A 15,191-nucleotide genomic window follows, 5' to 3' on the forward strand; every position below is an offset into this window, starting at 1 on the left:
CCCCCCCCCCCCCCCCCCCCCCCCCCCCCCCCCCCCCCCCCCCCCCCCCCCCTTTTAGATGTGTATAAGAGACAGGTCTGCGGCGTTGCAAATCCTCGCCATAGCTGCGGCTATGGCTGCGGTTTGCGCCTTGCATCCCATCCCACACCAGGGCGTGCGCCATCGCGGGGACTTGTTCAGCGTTGCCTTAGCCCGCTGCATCGTCGCCGGGAGGGGCGTACTGCGCGATCACCTGCTGCTCGGTGAGCATGGCCGTCTGGTTGGCAAAGGCGTAGTACGCCGGCTTCTTGTCAACATAGATTTGGCTGCCGAGCTCGAAGTCCGCTGAATCGAAAACCCCGGCGGGCACGAAGTACTCGCCGGTCGCCAGCAGCTTGTAGTAGAGGTGGGTGCCGCATTGCCTGCAGAAGGCTCGCTCCGCCCATTGCGAGGATGGGTAGATCGCTATCTGGTCCGTGCCGTTGAAGCCGACATCCGGTCCGCAGTGGACGGTCAGCAAAGGGCCGCCGCCCCACCGGCGGCAGGCACCGCAATGGCATGCACCCATTTCCGTCGTCGCGGGGGTTGTGATGCTCACGGCGCCGCACAGGCAATGGCCGTTCATTTGAATTCTCCTCGCTGCTGGTGGGATGGCATTCTTACCGAAGTCCTGCCTGTCAGCCAAGCCCCGCCACGTCCGTCTCTGCGCAGCATTGCATACCGGTGCTCTGGTGGCTATAGCCATCCATTGTTCTCCAGCGGGAAACTGACATCTGCCGCCAGCCTCCTTGGTCGCACCAGGCCGCGCCTGCACACTCGCCGTCCCATTACCAGCGTCGACACGCGCGTGCCGACGCTCTTCAGGACTCTATTCCCATGATGAATGCACCCAGCAGCAACCCCTGCGCTGACCAATTGGCGCCAGGGCTGGCAGACACGCCGCGCTCGGCCTGGCTCGCGGTGGGCTCCATCGCCGTCGGCACCTTTGCCATGGTGACGACCGAATTCATGCCCATCGGCCTGCTGACCGATATCGCCACCGGCCTGGGGGTGTCCGATGGCACGGCAGGGCTGATGGTGACCATGCCGGGCGTGCTGGCGGCCTTTGCGGGGCCGGGGCTGATCGTGGCCTCGGGCCGGCTGGACCGGCGCACGGTGCTGATTGCGCTGGCCACGCTGCTGATCGCCTCGAACCTGCTGGCCGCGTTTGCGCCCAACTTCGCCACCATGCTGGTGGCGCGCCTGCTGCTGGGCATGTGCGTGGGCGGCTTCTGGACCTTCGCCCCCGCGGCCGCCACGCAGCTGGTGCCGGAGGCCTCCAAGGCGCGCGCCATGTCGCTGGTGCTGGCGGGCGTGTCGGCGGCCACGGTGCTGGATGTGCCGGCCGTGGCCTGGCTGGGCACGCTGGCTGGCTGGCGCGCCACCTTTGCGGTGACGGGAGCGCTGGTCACGGTAGTGCTGCTGGTGCAGCTGTGGCTGCTGCCCGCGCTGCCGCCGGCGCGCGCCATCAGGCCGCGCGACCTGCTCACGCCGCTCACGCGCCGCATGGCGCAGGTCGGGCTGCTGGCGGTGCTGTTCTTCGTGGCCGGGCACTTTGGCGCTTACACCTACCTCAAGCCGCTGCTGCAGCAGGTGTTCGGCCTGGAGCCCAACGCCGTGACCACGCTGCTGCTGGTCTATGGCGCGGTGGGCCTCGTCGGCACCTTCGCCGGCGGCAGCCTGGTGGCGCGCAGCGTGCGCGGCACCACCCTGCTGGCTGCGCTGCTGCTGGCCAGCGCGCTGCTGCTGTCCACCATGGTCGGCAAGGGAATGGTGGCGGGTGCCGTGGTGGTGCTGATCTGGGGGCTGGCCTTTGGCCTGATCCCGGTGGCGCTGACCGGCTGGATGATGGAGGCCGTGCCCGATGCCCCCGAGGCCGGCCAGGCGTTGCTGGTGAGCGGTTTCCAGGTGGCGATCGCGGTTGGCGCGCTGCTGGGTGGCGTGGTGGTCGATGGCTACGGCATCGGCAGCACCATGCTGGTGAGCGGCGCGCTGGTGCTGGTGGCGGCGCTGATCGTGGGCACGCTGGGTCGTGCGCGCGGCGGTGTTGGGGCTGCTCAGCGTGCTTGAACCAGCTCAGTGCGCAGCCTTGATCCCGTGGTAGCCCCGATCAAAGTAGATCAAGCCATGTGCGGCATCGCCCACCGCAATGGCTACGGCCTCGCAGAACAGCACGTCGTGCGTGCCCACGCTGGTGCTGCGCACCACGCGGCAATCGAATGACACGGCCGCGCCCTGCAGCAGCGGTGCGCCGGTGGCCTTGCGCGACCACTGCGCGGCGGCAAAGCGGTCGGCCATGGGCGTCTTGCCGCCGAACAGGTTGGACAGCGCCTGCTGGTCCGGCGCCAGCGTGTTCACGCACAGCACGCCGTTGCTGCTGAAAGCCTGGTAGACCGAGGCCGAGCGGTTGAGGCAGACCAGCAGCGTGGGCGGCTCGTCGGTCACGCTGCAGACGGCGGAGGCGGTAAAACCGGCGCAGCCCCCGGGGCCGTCGGTGGTGATGATGTGGACCGCCGCGCCCAGCCGCGCCATGGCGTTGCGGTAGTCGCTCTTGGGTAGCATGGCTGGGAGGACGCTTGCGGCAATGGGGGCGGCGGTGTTCAGCATGGTGGGTCAGGCCAACGCACAGGCCTCGGAAAATTCAAGGCGCGGCAAGCGGCCGAAGACCTTGCTGGCGTCGCCGTGACCAAGGTTGATGAGCAGGTTGGTGGTCCAGGTGGTACCGGCGAAGAAGGCCGCATCGACCAGAGGCTTGTCGAAGCCCGACATCGGCCCGGTATCCAGGCCCAGCGCGCGGGCGGCCAGGATCAGGTAGCCGGCCTGCAGCGAGGCGTTGCGAAAGGCGGTCTCGTGCGCAGTGGCCGGGCTGCCGGTGAACCAGCTCCTGGCGTCGGCATGCGGGAACAGCTGCGGCAGCTTGTCGTAGAAGGCGGTATCCCAGGCGGCGATCACGGTCACTGGCGCGGCCATGGTCTTGTCCAGGTTGCCCTTGGACAGCGCGGGCGCCAGGCGTCGCCTGCCTTCGGGCGTACGCACAAACACAAAGCGCGCGGGCGAGCAGTTGGCCGAGGTCGGGCCCATCTTCACCAGGTCATAGAGTTGCTGCAGCAGCGCATCTGACACGGGCTCGGCGCTCCAGCCGTTGTGGGTGCGGGCGTCGGTGAAAAGCGTTGCCAGGGCAGCGGTGTCGAGTGTGGTCATGAAGCGGTGACGGAGTGGCTTGCGCGGGCAAGAAAGGAGCGCACGCAGTCGTTGAAGGCCGCGGCGGTGGTGGCGCTGTGGGCGTGGCCGCCGTGCGGTATCAGGTCCAGCGTGGCGTGTGGCAGGCCTTCTGCCAGGCGGCGCGAGCAGGTCCAGGGCACGAGCGTGTCGTCCATGGCGCCCATGACCAGTGCGGGCACGTCGATCTCGCCCAGGCGCGCATCCACATCGAAGGCGCGCAGCGCCGCAATGCGTGCACGCATGGTGGCCTCGCCCGGGAAGTGGGCAAAGGCGTGGTCGACTTCGGCCTGCACCTTGTCGGCGTGGGCGGCGGCCCAGGCGGCGGGGTAGAGGAAGATGGGCTGCGCTTCGACATAGGCGCGCGGGCCCAGTGCGCCCAGCAGCGCCAGGCGCGCATCGAAGCAGCGCGCCGAATGCGGGTTGGGCTGCGACCAGGCGTTGACCAGCACCAGGCTGGCGATGCGCTCGGGTGCGTCCAGCGCCAGCTGCAGGCCGACTAGGCCGCCCAGCGCGTGGCCCATGAGGTGGCAGCGCGTGGTGCCGGTGGCATCCATCACCTCGACCACGTCTTGTGCCATGTGGGCGATGGAATAGGGCGCGGGCAGCGTGCCGGGGCTGCGGCCGGTGCCGCGCTGGTCGTAGCCGACCACGCGGTAGCCGGCCTCGACCAGCGCCGGGATCTGCGGCTGCCAGAAAGCGGCCGAGCCGCCCAGGCCGGAGGACAGCAGCACGGTCTCGCCGTCGGCGGGGCCATGCACCTCGTGGTACAGCGCCATATCAGGCCTTCTTGCCGACGTGGGCGATGGATGCGATTTCGACCAGTGCGTCGGGTTTGACCAAGCCAGCCTGTATGCAATAGCGCGCCGGCTTCACGCCGGGGAAGTACTCGGCATACACCTCATTGACCTTGGCGTAGTCGGCCCAGTCGCGCACGAAGATGTGGTTGAAGGTGACGTCGTCCATGGTGCCGCCGGTGGCCTCGACCACGCCCTTGATGATTTCCAGCACATGGCGCGTCTGCGCCGTGGCGTCGCCCACGTGGACCACGTTGTTGTCCTTGTCGAAGGGCAGGGTGCCCGACACGTAGAGGATGCCGTCGGCCAGCGTGCCGGGCACGTAGGGCGCGAGCGGCTTGCCGGTGCCTGGGGGGATGATGGCTTGCTTGGGCATGGAAAGGGCCTCCTGGGAAAAAGATCAGACGGCGGCCGCTTCGGCCGGGATGGGTTGGGTGCCGGCTTGCGGCGCCACGGTGGTGCAAAACTCTTCCACGGTCGATACCCAGCCGAAGAAGGTCATCACGTTGTAGACCGCTGCCGCCTGGATGGCGGCGCCGCCCAGTTCATGCGTTGCGTCTTCCAGCATGACGCTGAAATATTCGAGGTGGAAGGCATCGCGCAGGGTGGACTCCACGCAGACGTTGGTGGCAATGCCGGTGAACACCAGGTTGCGGATGCCGCGTGCGCGCAGCGTGCTGTCCAGCGCACTGTTGAAGAAGCCGCTGTAGCGCGGCTTGGGCACGACGATGTCGCCGGCCTGGGGCTTGAGTGCGTCGACCATCTCGTAGTCCCAGCCGCCCTTGGCCAAGAACTGGCCTTGCAGCTCGGGCTTTTTGCGCATGGTCTTGAGCGCGTTGGACTTGTGCCAGTTGGGCGAGCCGGGGCCGCCGGCCTCGACGTATTGCTTGTCCCAGCCGTTCTGCAAGAACACCACCAGGATGCCGGCGGCGCGCGCGGCTGCTATGGCGCGGCCCACATTGGCGATCACGCCCTGCGCGCCGGAGATGTCGAAGCCGGCCGAGTCCACATAGCCGCCCACCGAGGCATAGGCGTTCTGCATGTCGACCACGATCAACGCGGTCTGCCCGGCGTGGAAGGCCAGCGGCTCGGGCCGCGCCGGCAGCACATGGGCGCCGCTGCCGGGGCTAAGCGCATCGGGTGCGCCTGCGGGCGTGGTGGAGGTCAGCGTGGCGTTGGTCTTGGGGCTTGTCATGTGCTGCTCCTTCAGGCTGCCAGGCGCTCTTGCACTTGCGAAGGCACCGGGCTGTCCACACCGACACGGCTCTTCATCAGTGGCTGGATGCGCTCGCCAAAGTTCTTCACACCGGCCACGAAGTCATCGAAGGTCAGCAGCACGCCTTCGGTGCCGGGCACTTCGGCCATTTCGTCGAGCATGCGTGCCACGCTGGCGTAGGAACCCACCAGCGTGCCCATGTTGATGTTGACGGCCGAGGTCGGGTCGGCCATCTGGCGCACGTTGGTGTCGGTGCCGGACTTGGTGTCGGCCGCGGCCTGGCCGCCGAGCCAGGCGATGGCCTCGTGGTCGGCGCCGGCCTTGTAGTGCTCCCACTTGGCGCGGGCGGCCTCGTCGGTCTCGTCGGCGATGACCATCATCAGCACATAGGTCGAGACGTCGCGGCCGGTTTTTGCGGTGGCCTCGATCAGGCGGTCAGCGGCAGGGGCGAAGGCCTTGGGCGTGTTCACGCCCTTGCCAAAGCAGAAGTTGTAGTCGGCGTATTTGGCCGAGAACTCCATGCCCGCGTCGCTCGAGCCGGCGCAGATCACCTTCATGTCGGCCTGCGGCTGCGGGCTCAGGCGGCAGTCGTCCATCTGGAAGTGATCGCCCTTGAAGTCGGACCGGCCCTTGCCCCACAGGTCGCGCAGCACCTGGATGTATTCAGACAGGTATTCGTAGCGCGTGCTGAAGAACTGGTCGCCGGGCCAGGCGCCCATCTGCGAATACTCGGGCCGCTGCCAGCCGGTGACCAGGTTCAGGCCGAAGCGGCCATTGGAGATGGAGTCGATGGTGGACGACATGCGCGCCACGATGGCCGGCGGCATCACCAGCGAGGCGGCGGTGGCAAACAGCTTGATCTTGCTGGTGACGGCGGCCAGGCCGGCCATCAGCGTGAAGGATTCGAGGTTGTGGTCCCAGAACTCGGTCTTGCCGCCAAAGCCGCGCAGCTTGATCATGGACAGCACGAAGTCCAGGCCGTAGTGCTCTGCGGTCAGGGTGATCTGCTTGTTCAGCTCGAACGTGGGCTTGTACTGTGGAGCGTTCTCCGACAGCAGCCAGCCGTTGTTGCCGATGGGGATGAAGATGCCGACTTTCATGGGGAGGCCTCGCTGTAGGGACAAAGAGCGCCGGCATGCCGGCATGCGAGGCCACGGTTGCATCTACCGTGCCAGATGAAAATATCCTTTCATATCAAAGGCTTGGTTGTTCTGGGTTGGGTGTTTTTGACCAAATGGTCCATGTTGGAGCATCTGGTCGTGGCGAACCACTCGGAAACGGTGCGGGCACCGGCCGATTGCGGTGCATGCACGGCCACGCCGTGCGCGCCCGGCGAGCCGCGGCGCCGCGTTGCCGAGCTCGCGCTGACACCCTCTCAGCTCTTCAATGGCTTGAGCACGCCGTAGCGCTCCTGCTGGAGCTTGCCGGCCAGCGGCTCCAGTGGCAGCAGCACCTCCTGCACCCGCGTATCGGGCATGCGCCGGAGCAGGTCGCGGACCAGGGCCAGCCGGCCGCGCCGCTGGTCATTGAAGTCCACCAGCGTCCACGGCGCATGGGGCGTGTGCGTGGCCTTGAGCATGGCCTCGCGGGCGGCGGTGTAGTCGGCGTAGAGCCGGCGCGCCTCCAGGTCCACGGGCGAGAGCTTCCAGCGCTTGAGCGGGTCGCTGTGGCGCTCGGCGAAGCGCTCCTCCTGCTGGGCCTGGTCGATCGTCAGCCAGTACTTGAACAGCAGGATGCCGTCGTCCACCAGCATCTGCTCGAATACCGGCACCTGCCGCAGGAAGGCCTTGACCTGCGCCGCGCTGGCATAGCCCATGACCTTCTCGACGCCCGCGCGGTTGTACCAGCTGCGGTCGAACAGGGCGATCTCGCCAGCCGCCGGCAGGTGCTCCACGTAGCGCTGGAAGTACCACTGCGTGCCTTCGCGCTCGGTCGGCTTGGGCAGCGCCACCACGCGGCACTGGCGCGGATTGAGGTGCTGCGACACCGCATTGATCGATCCGCCCTTGCCGGCGGTGTCCCGCCCCTCGAAGATCACCAGCACCCGCTGCCCCGTGGCCGCGACCCAGCGGGCCATATGGGCCAGCTCGATCTGCAGTGGATCCATCTGCTGGTCGTATTGCTTGCGGGAAAGAGATTTCAAGGGAATCCTCCGTGAAGGGTGCGGCACGCGGGGCCGGATGGCGGGGCGCCGCGTGGAGACGCGGCTGAGGCCGCCATCGTAGCCGCGCCGGGCGCCTTCCTGCCAACTCGCAGGCACGCCACCGCCAGCGAGGCCGCTCAGCGCGCCTGCGTGTCGTAGACGGCCGCGGGGCGCTGCCCGGCCAGCGCCTGCAGCAGGTTGCGCGTGGCCAGCGCTGCCATGGCGTGCCGCGTCTCGTGCGTGGCCGAGCCGATGTGCGGCAGCGGCGTGACCTTGGGGTGCGTGCGCAGCGGCGAGTCCGGCGGCAGCGGCTCGGTGGCGAACACGTCCAGGCCGGCGGCGCGCAGCGGGCCGTGGTCCAGCGCCTGCAGCAGCGCGCCTTCATCGACCGTGGCGCCGCGGCCGCCGTTGATGAAGATGGCGCCGGGCTTCATCAGCGCGAATTCGCGCGCACCCATCAGGCCGCGTGTGGCGGGCGACAGCGGCAATGCCGCCACCACGATGTCGGCCTGCGCGAGCAGGCTGTCGAGCGCGGCATGCCGCACGCGGCCGGCCAGTTCGGGGGCCTGCTGCGCCATGTCGACCGCGTGGCGTGCGTGGTAGAGCACCGGCATGCCAAAGCCCAGCGCGGCGCGGCGTGCGACGGCCTGGCCGATGCGGCCGAATCCCAGCAGGCCCAGGGTCTTGCCGTGCACGTCGGTGCCGAACAGGTCCTCGCCGATGTTCTTCGTCCAGCGGCCCTCGCGCACCAGGTTAGACAGTTCGACCACCCGGCGGCAGGTGGCCATCAGCAGGGCGAACAAGGTGTCGGCCGTGGTCTCGGTCAGCACGCCCGGCGTGTGGCACAGCAGGATGCCGCGCGACTGCAGCGTGGCCAGGTCGTAGTTGTCCACGCCGACCGAGACGCTGGACACCACCTCCAGCCGCGGCGCGCGCGCCAGCAGTGCGGCGTCGATGGGATAGCTGGAGCCGATCAGGCCCTGCGCCTGCGGCAGCGCGGCATCGAAGGCCGCCTTCTGCGTGGCGATGCGCGGGTTGGCGACGGTGACCACATGCGCCGCCTGCAGCAGCGCCAGCTGGTCGGCCGGCAGCTCGCGAAAGACCAGCACCTTCTTGCGCGCCGCGGTATCGCTCACAGCCCTGCCTCCTCGAGCTCGGCGCGCGTTGGCAGGCCTTCGGAGTCGCCCATCACCTGCACCTGGCGCGCGCCGATCCAGCTGCCCCGGCGCACCGCGTCCGGCACGCTGCGGCCTTCCAGCAGGGCGCTGATCACGCCCACGGCAAAGCCGTCGCCCGCGCCCACGGTGTCCACCACCCGCTCGACCGCGCAGCCGGGCACGCGGCCGGTGCCGGCCGCGGCGTCGTCGTAGTAGGCGCCCTCGGGGCCGAGCTTGACGACGACCCGCTGCGCGCCCGCAGCGCGGTAGAAGCGGGCGATGCCCTCGGGCGTGCTCTCGCCGGTGAGCAGGCGGCCCTCCTCCAGGCCGGGCAGCACGGTCTGGGCCTTGGCGGCGAGGCGGTTGATCTCGCTGCGCATGACCTCGGTGGAGGCCCACAGCGTGGGCCTCAGATTGGGGTCGAAGGAGATACTGCGGCCCGCGGCGCGCGCCACGTCCAGGCTGCGGTGGGCGGCCTGCAGGCTGGCGGCCGAGAGGGCGGCGAAGACGCCAGTGGCGTGCAAGTGCCGCGCGCCGGCGAGCCAGGCTGCGTCCACGTCGTCCGGGCCCATCAGGCTCGCGGCCGAACCCTTGCGGTGGTATTCGATGGCCGGGTCGCTGCCGTCGTCCACGCGGCCCTTGAACTGGAAGCCGGTGCGCTGAGCCGCGTCGCACGCGACCTTGCCGCAGTCCACGCCTTCCCGCCGCAGTTCTGCGAGCAGGTAGCGGCCCATGGAGTCGGCGCCCAGCCGGCTGGCCCAGCCCACGCGCAGCCCCAGCCGCGCCAGGCCCACGGCCACGTTGATCTCGGCGCCGGCCATGCGGCGGTGGAAGGTCTCGACCCGCTCCAGCGGGCCGGGCTCGGCGGCGATGAACATCACCATCGCCTCGCCGAAGACGGCAACGTCCAGCTCGCTCGTCATGCGCTCTCCTGCTGCTCTGCGGCCACCGCCCGGAGCCGCTCCATTTCATGCTGCGTGACCGTTTGCAGGTCGTCGCCCGCCAGCGGGTACTCGATGGCCCAGGGCACGCCTGCGGGCAGGGCGCGCAGCACCGCGCGCCAGGGCGCGGCGGAGTCGGCCAGCGGCACGGCCACCCACTTGTCGGGCCGGCGTTGCACGCCCTTGCAGTGCACGTAGCCCACGCGCGGCGCGAAGAGGGCCGCAGCCTGCTGCGGGCATTCGCCCAGGTAGTGCCAGTTGCCCATGTCGAAGGTCATCGGCAACGCCATCCCGGCGGCATCGGCCGCGGCAAAGAAGCGCTGCAGAGCCGGGACCGTGCCCGCGCGCAGGGTCTGGTCGTTCTCGATCACCAGTTCGATCGCCGCGCGGCCGAGCCGGTCCTGCAGTTCGTGCAGACCCGTGTCGGCGTGCATGCCGAAACCGCCGATGGACATCTTGAGCCGGGGCGCGCCCAACTGCGTCGCCGCGGCCAGGGCGCGCTGGAGTGCCGCGCTGTCGAGCCGGCCATCGGCGCGCCACAAGCCTTCCGGGCTGGAATAGACGCGCACGCAGCCGCTGGCGCGCAGCGCGGGCAACTCTGCCTTTGCGTCCCGCAGCAACTCGCCGCGCACCTCCACGCCGTCGGCGCCCGCCTGACGCGCCAGATGGGCGAAGTAGAGCTGACCGTGGCGTCGGACTTCGGCGGCACCGAAGGCGGCCAGGGAGATCAGGATATCGGGCGCGGTGCGCATGCCGGAGGGATCATCCATGCTGTGACGACGACAGGATCTGGCCCAGAAAGGTGCGCGTCTTCTCGTGCTGCGGGTGGGCAAAGAACTGCGCGGGCGGCGCCTGCTCGACGATTTTCCCATCGGCCATGAAGATCACGCTGTCGGCCACGCTGCGGGCAAAGCCCATCTCGTGCGTGACGCAGAGCATGGTCATGCCGTCCTCGGCCAGGCCGATCATGGTGTCGAGCACCTCCTTGACCATCTCCGGGTCGAGTGCCGAGGTGGGTTCGTCGAACAGCATGATCTTGGGCGTCATGCACAGCGCCCGGGCAATCGCCACGCGCTGCTGCTGGCCGCCGGAGAGCTGGCTCGGGTACTTGTGCGCCTGCTCCGGAATGCGCACGCGGCGCAGGTACTTCATCGCGATCTCCTCCGCCTCGGCCTTGCCCATGCCGCGCGAGCGCATCGGTGCGAGCATGCAGTTCTGCAGGATGCTCAGGTGCGGAAACAGGTTGAACTGCTGGAATACCATGCCGACCTCGGCGCGCACCCTGTCCACGTTCCTGCCGCCGGCCGTCAGCTCGATGCCGTCGACCTCGATGCGGCCCTGCTGCACCGTCTCCAGCCGGTTGATGCAGCGGATCAGCGTCGACTTGCCCGAGCCCGAGGGCCCGCAGACGACGATGCGCTCGCCGGCCCGCACCGCCAGGTCGATGCCGGTCAGCACCTGGAACTGGCCGTACCACTTGTTCACGCCCTCCATGCGGATGATGGGGGCCGCGTCGGCCTGGGATGCGCTTGCGTTGGTCATAACTCTCTGCTTCGGTCGAGGGTGGCGGCGTGTGCTCCCCTTCGCAGGGCGCCGCCAAACCGGCTTTGCCGGGCCGCTGGCGCCGCCGCCGGCAAGGGGGGCGGCGAAGACACGAAGTGCCCAGCCCGGGGGGTTACTGAAGTGCGGGAAGGTCCGTCTCCAGCCACTTGCGGTAGAGCTTGTTGAGTTCGCCGTCCGCCTTGCGCCGGGTGATGAAGTCGTTCACGGCCTTCTCCAGGTCGGCGTGGCCCGGGCGCATGGCGATGCCCATGGCCTGCTGCACCAGGGTGAACTTGTTCTCATAGGTGCCGGCCGGCGCGCGCCTGGCGATCTGCGCCGCCACGGTGACCGAGCAGCCGATGGCGTCGACCTGGCCCGACAGCAGCGCCTGCATCGCGGAGGCGTCGTCGTCGAAGCGTCGGATCTCCGTCCCCTCGGGCGCCGACTTGGTCACTGCGATGTCCTGCGTGCTGGCGCGGGCCACGCCCACGCGCTTGCCCTTGAGGTCGGCTGCGCTCCTGATCGGATCGGCCTTCCTGCCGTAGAGCACGATGGTGGCGGCCGCATAGGGCTGCGAGAACGTGACCTGCTTGGCGCGCTCGGGCGTGATCGCGAGCGAGGCCACCAGCAGGTCGACCTTGTTGGTCAGCAGGAAAGGAATGCGGTTCGGGCCGGTGACCGGCACGATGTCGGCCTTCACGCCCAGGTCCTGCGCCAGCAGCCTGGCCACGTCGGCGTCGTAGCCGTCGGGCTGGTTCTGCGCGTTGGTGGTGCCGTAGGGCGGGAAGTCCACCAGCATGCCGATGCTGATCTCGCCCTTCTTCTTGATGTCGGCCACGGTCTGCGCATGGGCCGGGCCGATGGCGGCGAGGACGGTGCCCAGCGCCAGGGCGGTGGCGACGGTTCTGCGTTGCAGCAAGCGGGTCATGGGAGGTCTCCTTGGAAAAAGCGTGGTGCGCCGGGCTCAGCGTGAAAGGGCGCCGGCCAGGCGCCGCTCCATGCGCGCGGCCAGCAGCGACAGCGGCCAGCACAGCACGAAGTAGATGGCGGCCACCACGCCGAACACGATCAGCGGCTGGAAGGTGGCGTTGTTGATGATCTGGCCGGCGCGGGTGATCTCGGTGAAGCCGATGATCGCCGCCAGCGAGGTGCCCTTGATGATCTGCACCATGAAGCCTACGGTGGGCGGCACGGCGATCTTCCACGCCTGCGGCAGCACCACGTCGCGCATGCGCGAGGCGTAGGACAGGTTCAGCGCCTCGGCCGCTTCCCACTGCCCGCGCGGGATCGCCTGGATGCAGCCGCGCCAGATCTCGCCCAGGAAGGCGCTGGAGTTGAGCACCAGGGCCGCGCCCGCCGCCACCCAGGGGTTGATGTCCAGGCCCAGCACCGGTGCGCCGAAGAAGATCAGGAACAGTTGCAGCAGCAGCGGCGTGCCCTGGAACACCTGCACGAAGACCGTACCCGCACCGCGCAGCCAGGCGACCGGCGACACCCGCGCCAGCGCCACCAGCAGGCCGCCGAGCGCGCCGCCGGCGAAGGCGATGGCCGACAGCGCCAGCGTCCACTTGGCCGCCTCGAGGATGAACAGGAACTCTGCAAAGCCGAAGGTCCGCATGGTGCTACTTCCGGTCCGGGTAGTTGAGCGTGGCGTCGAACACCAGCTTGAAGAGGGCCGAGAAGGCGAGCGACAGCGCCAGGTAGATGGCGGCCACCACGATGTAGATCTCGAAGCTGCGGAAGGTCTGCGACTGCAGGTTGGCCGCGACCGAGGTCAGGTCGTCGGCCGAGATCACCGACACCACGGCCGAGCTGAGCATCAGCAGGATGAATTGGCTGGTCAGCGCTGGGTAGATCGCGCGCAGCGCCGGCTTGATGATGACGAAGCGGAAGATCTCCCAGCGCTTGAGGTTGAGCGCCAGGCCGGCCTCGATCTGGCCCTTGGGAATGGACTCGATGCCGGCGCGGATGATCTCGGTGGCGTAGGCGCCCAGGTTCACCACCATCGCCGTCAGCGCCGCCGTGTGCGGCGTCCAGCGCAGGCCCAGGGCCGGCAAGGCGAAGAAAAAGAAGAAAAGCTGCACCAGGAAGGGCGTGTTGCGGATCAGCTCGATGTAGGCGTTGATCGCGAAGCGCAGCGGCCGGGGCCCCGCCGTCTTGCCCCATGCGCAGAGCACCGCCACTCCCAGGCCCAGCACCATCGCCATGAACGACAGTTCGATGGTGGTCCAGGCGCCCTTGAGCAGCAGCGGCCAGGCGGCGAAGACGTCGCCGAATTGGAAGGTGTAGTGCACGGAAGGATCGGTGGTGTGTGGGGGGGGGGGGGGGATCGCGTCTGAAACCGGTTTCAGTCTATCGCCGCCGCCGCGCCCGTCGCATCCGGGGTTACCCCTAGCCGCCGCTCAGGGGCGCTGCACGGGCGGCGAGGAGCCGCGCGCGATCAGTTCGCCCGGCAGCAGGATCTCGCGCGGCGCATGCGTGGCGCCCTGCAGCCGCTCCAGCAGGCACAGCGCCGCGGCCTTGCCGAGTGCGTCGGTCGGCTGCGCGATGGCCGACAGGCCCGGCCCCACCAGCGGCGCCCATTCGGTGTCGTCAAAGCCGATGAAGCCCAACTCGCGGCCGAACTGCCAGCCCAGCCGCGCCACCGCCGACGCCACCCGCAGGGTGGCCACCGCGTTGCCGCTGAGCACCGCCGGCGGCCTGCCGGCGGCCTGCTGGCGCCATTGCTGCAGGGCCTGCGCCAGGCAGGCCGTGTCATCGTCCGCGGCGTGCTCGAGCACCGTGCCGGCGATGCCGGCCTCGGCCGCGAAGGCGCGGAAGGCGGCACTGCGCTCCAGGCGCGAACTGACGCCGGCCACCGGTTCTGTCACCAGCAGCAGTTCACGGTAGCCCCGGTCGAACAGGTGCTGCGCCGCCAGGCGCGTGGCCGCCGCGTTGTCGAGCGAGACGAAGTCGGCCGGCAGCGAGTCGTGGCGCCGGTCCACCAGCACCATCGGGCGGGCATGGCGAGCGGCTTCGGCGATGGTGGAGGCGTCGTCGCCGACGCGGTTGAGGATGAAGCCCTCCACCTTGTAGGCCGCCAGCGCCTCGATGGCCTGACGCTCGCGGCCCTTCTCGTTGCCCAGGTTGAACAGCATCACCAGGTAGCCGGCCTCCTGGCAGGCCTTCTCGGCCCCGCGCAGCACGGCCACCGAAAAGGGGTTGGTCACGTCGGCCACCACCAGCCCGATGAGGCGCGAGCGCCCGCGCTTGAGCGCCTGCGCCATCGGGCTCGGCGCATAACCGAGCGAGGTCACGGCCACCTGCACCCGCGCCGCGATGTCGGGGGTGAGCAGCGTCTCCCGGTGGTTGAAGAAGCGCGACACCGTGGCTTTGGAGACGCCCGCGGCCCGCGCCACGTCGTCGATGGTGGCGCGGCCCGCGGTGCCGGTGGCGGGGGGGCGTGGCAGGGAGGGGCGCGGCATGCGGAAACCAGTTTCAGCGGTGCCGGCGATGGTAACTGCCGCCCGGCGCGGGAGGCATGTAGGAAGCGGCGCCCACCACGATCGCGGCAGTGTCCGACGGTGAAATCCCGCGGGCGCGTCCATCCTGCTAGGCCCCTCCGACCCCCGGGGCGGGGTCGGCAGCGCGTCAGCCCTCACATCGAAGGAATCACCATGAAAAACACACTCCGGTCCACCGTTCGTTCCGCCGCCGTCGCACTGGCCGGCGCCCTGCTGCTGGGCGGCGGCGCCCATGCGGCGGGCCATTCGGGCGACGCTTCGGGCTGCAATGCCAACGAGGCGCGCTACGACGTGAATGCCTGCCGCCGCGAGGCCGGCGCCGCCCGCGTCGAGGCGCGCCGCGGCGGCCTGACGTCTCCGAGCCAGGAGCAACTGATGCAGAACGCCTCCCAGCGCTGCAAGCTGCTGCCGCCGGCCGATCGCCCCGACTGCATGATGCGCATCCGCGGCACCGACACCAACACCAGCGGCAGCGTGGAAGGCGGCGGCATCCTGCAGGAAACCGTGCGGCCGGTGCCCAGCCGTTAAGGCAACGCTGAACAAGTCCCTCGCGTGTCGCGCATCCCTGCTGTGGGCGGTCTGCGGCGTTGCAAATCCTCGCCATGGCGGCGGCCATGGCTGCGGTTTGCGCCTTGCATCCCATCCCACACCAGGG

Annotated in this window: 18 protein-coding genes; 2 read left to right on the top strand and 16 right to left on the bottom strand. The window is 69.3% G+C overall.

The features are described 5' to 3' along the window. Positions 1-187: 187 nt before the first annotated feature. Positions 188-604 carry a GFA family protein gene (locus JHD63_RS18530; protein ID WP_198972286.1) on the bottom strand — a complete coding sequence of 139 codons (417 nt, stop codon included), beginning with the start codon at positions 602-604 and terminating at the stop codon, positions 188-190. Positions 605-855: 251 nt separating this feature from the next. Between JHD63_RS18530 and JHD63_RS18535 the strand changes: the two genes are divergently transcribed. Continuing rightward, positions 856-2,088, top strand: a complete 1,233-nt coding sequence (locus JHD63_RS18535) for an MFS transporter (protein WP_198972287.1) — start codon at positions 856-858, stop codon at positions 2,086-2,088. Positions 2,089-2,094: 6 nt separating this feature from the next. Here the strand turns inward: JHD63_RS18535 and rutF are convergent, their stop codons facing one another. The 15 genes from rutF to JHD63_RS18610 form a co-directional block, all read right to left on the bottom strand. Then, a complete protein-coding gene (rutF, locus tag JHD63_RS18540; RefSeq protein WP_198972288.1) occupies positions 2,095-2,625 on the bottom strand; it encodes an NADH-dependent FMN reductase RutF in 531 nt (176 codons plus the stop codon). Positions 2,626-2,631: 6 nt separating this feature from the next. Beyond that, positions 2,632-3,219, bottom strand: coding sequence for a malonic semialdehyde reductase (locus tag JHD63_RS18545; RefSeq protein ID WP_198972289.1), 588 nt, complete (start codon positions 3,217-3,219; stop codon positions 2,632-2,634). After that, a complete protein-coding gene (gene rutD / locus JHD63_RS18550) occupies positions 3,216-4,016 on the bottom strand; it encodes a pyrimidine utilization protein D (RefSeq protein ID WP_198972290.1) in 801 nt (266 codons plus the stop codon). Before rutD ends, JHD63_RS18545 begins: the two co-directional genes overlap by 4 nt. Position 4,017: 1 nt before the next feature. Then, entirely contained in the window at positions 4,018-4,410 is a 393-nt protein-coding gene (rutC, locus tag JHD63_RS18555; protein WP_198972291.1) for a pyrimidine utilization protein C, read from the bottom strand. A 24-nt stretch (positions 4,411-4,434) separates the two neighbouring features. After that, positions 4,435-5,229, bottom strand: a complete 795-nt coding sequence (gene rutB, locus JHD63_RS18560) for a pyrimidine utilization protein B (RefSeq protein ID WP_198972292.1) — start codon at positions 5,227-5,229, stop codon at positions 4,435-4,437. An 11-nt stretch (positions 5,230-5,240) separates the two neighbouring features. After that, complete coding sequence (rutA, locus tag JHD63_RS18565; protein WP_198972293.1) at positions 5,241-6,350, bottom strand: pyrimidine utilization protein A; 1,110 nt, start codon at positions 6,348-6,350, stop codon at positions 5,241-5,243. A 275-nt stretch (positions 6,351-6,625) separates the two neighbouring features. Continuing rightward, positions 6,626-7,393 carry a polyphosphate kinase 2 gene (ppk2, locus tag JHD63_RS18570; RefSeq protein WP_198972294.1) on the bottom strand — a complete coding sequence of 256 codons (768 nt, stop codon included), beginning with the start codon at positions 7,391-7,393 and terminating at the stop codon, positions 6,626-6,628. A gap of 137 nt (positions 7,394-7,530) precedes the next feature. Continuing rightward, positions 7,531-8,529 (bottom strand): 2-hydroxyacid dehydrogenase, encoded by a 999-nt coding sequence (locus JHD63_RS18575; RefSeq protein WP_198972295.1) that lies wholly within the window; start codon positions 8,527-8,529, stop codon positions 7,531-7,533. Next, complete coding sequence (locus JHD63_RS18580; RefSeq protein ID WP_198972296.1) at positions 8,526-9,473, bottom strand: sugar kinase; 948 nt, start codon at positions 9,471-9,473, stop codon at positions 8,526-8,528. The genes JHD63_RS18575 and JHD63_RS18580 overlap by 4 nt, the downstream gene beginning before the upstream one ends. After that, positions 9,470-10,261, bottom strand: a complete 792-nt coding sequence (locus JHD63_RS18585; protein WP_233168397.1) for a sugar phosphate isomerase/epimerase family protein — start codon at positions 10,259-10,261, stop codon at positions 9,470-9,472. Before JHD63_RS18585 ends, JHD63_RS18580 begins: the two co-directional genes overlap by 4 nt. Continuing rightward, on the bottom strand, positions 10,254-11,033 hold the full coding sequence (locus tag JHD63_RS18590) for an amino acid ABC transporter ATP-binding protein (RefSeq protein ID WP_233168398.1): 780 nt from the start codon (positions 11,031-11,033) through the stop codon (positions 10,254-10,256). The genes JHD63_RS18585 and JHD63_RS18590 overlap by 8 nt, the downstream gene beginning before the upstream one ends. A 133-nt stretch (positions 11,034-11,166) precedes the next feature. Then, a complete protein-coding gene (locus JHD63_RS18595; RefSeq protein ID WP_198972297.1) occupies positions 11,167-11,961 on the bottom strand; it encodes a transporter substrate-binding domain-containing protein in 795 nt (264 codons plus the stop codon). Positions 11,962-11,997: 36 nt separating this feature from the next. Continuing rightward, complete coding sequence (locus JHD63_RS18600; RefSeq protein ID WP_198972298.1) at positions 11,998-12,651, bottom strand: amino acid ABC transporter permease; 654 nt, start codon at positions 12,649-12,651, stop codon at positions 11,998-12,000. Positions 12,652-12,655: 4 nt separating this feature from the next. Further along, the gene (locus JHD63_RS18605; protein WP_198972299.1) at positions 12,656-13,327 is read right to left on the bottom strand and encodes an amino acid ABC transporter permease; all 672 of its coding nucleotides are present in this window, start codon (positions 13,325-13,327) and stop codon (positions 12,656-12,658) included. 108 nt (positions 13,328-13,435) lie between these two features. Further along, entirely contained in the window at positions 13,436-14,497 is a 1,062-nt protein-coding gene (locus tag JHD63_RS18610; RefSeq protein WP_198972300.1) for a LacI family DNA-binding transcriptional regulator, read from the bottom strand. A 192-nt stretch (positions 14,498-14,689) separates the two neighbouring features. On the opposite strand from JHD63_RS18610, the gene JHD63_RS18615 reads away from it, so the two are divergent. Then, on the top strand, positions 14,690-15,064 hold the full coding sequence (locus JHD63_RS18615; RefSeq protein WP_198972301.1) for a hypothetical protein: 375 nt from the start codon (positions 14,690-14,692) through the stop codon (positions 15,062-15,064). Positions 15,065-15,191: the final 127 nt, after the last annotated feature.

The organism is Xylophilus sp. ASV27 (genome assembly GCF_016428875.1).
Lineage (GTDB): Bacteria > Pseudomonadota > Gammaproteobacteria > Burkholderiales > Burkholderiaceae_C > Xylophilus.

Coding starts and splice junctions, on each gene's coding strand:
- JHD63_RS18530 (WP_198972286.1), bottom strand. CDS start 604: ATGAACGGCCATTGCCTGTGCGGCGCCGTGAGCATCACAACCCCCGCG.
- JHD63_RS18535 (WP_198972287.1), top strand. CDS start 856: ATGATGAATGCACCCAGCAGCAACCCCTGCGCTGACCAATTGGCGCCA.
- rutF (WP_198972288.1), bottom strand. CDS start 2,625: ATGCTGAACACCGCCGCCCCCATTGCCGCAAGCGTCCTCCCAGCCATG.
- JHD63_RS18545 (WP_198972289.1), bottom strand. CDS start 3,219: ATGACCACACTCGACACCGCTGCCCTGGCAACGCTTTTCACCGACGCC.
- rutD (WP_198972290.1), bottom strand. CDS start 4,016: ATGGCGCTGTACCACGAGGTGCATGGCCCCGCCGACGGCGAGACCGTG.
- rutC (WP_198972291.1), bottom strand. CDS start 4,410: ATGCCCAAGCAAGCCATCATCCCCCCAGGCACCGGCAAGCCGCTCGCG.
- rutB (WP_198972292.1), bottom strand. CDS start 5,229: ATGACAAGCCCCAAGACCAACGCCACGCTGACCTCCACCACGCCCGCA.
- rutA (WP_198972293.1), bottom strand. CDS start 6,350: ATGAAAGTCGGCATCTTCATCCCCATCGGCAACAACGGCTGGCTGCTG.
- JHD63_RS18580 (WP_198972296.1), bottom strand. CDS start 9,473: ATGACGAGCGAGCTGGACGTTGCCGTCTTCGGCGAGGCGATGGTGATG.
- JHD63_RS18585 (WP_233168397.1), bottom strand. CDS start 10,261: ATGGATGATCCCTCCGGCATGCGCACCGCGCCCGATATCCTGATCTCC.
- JHD63_RS18590 (WP_233168398.1), bottom strand. CDS start 11,033: ATGACCAACGCAAGCGCATCCCAGGCCGACGCGGCCCCCATCATCCGC.
- JHD63_RS18595 (WP_198972297.1), bottom strand. CDS start 11,961: ATGACCCGCTTGCTGCAACGCAGAACCGTCGCCACCGCCCTGGCGCTG.
- JHD63_RS18600 (WP_198972298.1), bottom strand. CDS start 12,651: ATGCGGACCTTCGGCTTTGCAGAGTTCCTGTTCATCCTCGAGGCGGCC.
- JHD63_RS18610 (WP_198972300.1), bottom strand. CDS start 14,497: ATGCCGCGCCCCTCCCTGCCACGCCCCCCCGCCACCGGCACCGCGGGC.
- JHD63_RS18615 (WP_198972301.1), top strand. CDS start 14,690: ATGAAAAACACACTCCGGTCCACCGTTCGTTCCGCCGCCGTCGCACTG.